Source organism: Citrobacter sp. VF227 (genome assembly GCF_052950715.1).
In genome coordinates this window covers 1-476 of sequence record NZ_JBRFVF010000357.1, presented here as the reverse complement: position 1 = coordinate 476, position 476 = coordinate 1, and the positions used below count along the sequence as shown (strand labels likewise).

Annotated in this window: 1 protein-coding gene; it reads left to right on the top strand. The window is 70.8% G+C overall.

Annotation, left to right across the window (positions count from 1 at the left end):
• Positions 1-166: 166 nt before the first annotated feature.
• A partial coding sequence (locus ACU8YC_RS26735; RefSeq protein ID WP_446896225.1) for an AbrB family transcriptional regulator occupies positions 167-476 on the top strand: 310 nt, incomplete at its 3' end.

The following is a 476-nucleotide window of genomic DNA, read 5'->3' as shown; positions in this document are numbered from 1 at the left end:
AACCTGCGCCGCGCGCTGTCGATCTCCAACGGTGAGCTGGGCATTCTCTACGGCAGCCCGATCACCCTGGCACTGTGGGGGCTGACCGTGGCGATGCTGGCCATGCCGGGGCTGCGCTGGTACCTCAAGCGTCGTCGCGGCAACGCGGTCGAGGCACAGGCCTGATATGCGCCAGCGGCTGCCGGCCTGGTGGGCGACGCCGCTGATCGGTGCGTTCGGCGGCTGGCTGGCGAGCCTGGCCAACTGGCCGCTGCCGTGGATGGTCGGCACGCTGCTGGCGGTGATCGCCGTGCGCTGCAGCGGCTGGCTGGTGAGCGAAGTGCCGCGCGGCCGGCAGGTGGGGCAGTGGATCGTCGCCAGCGCCATCGGCCTGCATTTCACCGGTGAGGTGATGCGCGAGGTGCTGGCGCACTTCGGCGTGATCCTCGCCGGCGCCGTCGGCACCCTGCTGCTGGGGCTGATCGGCATCTTCATCC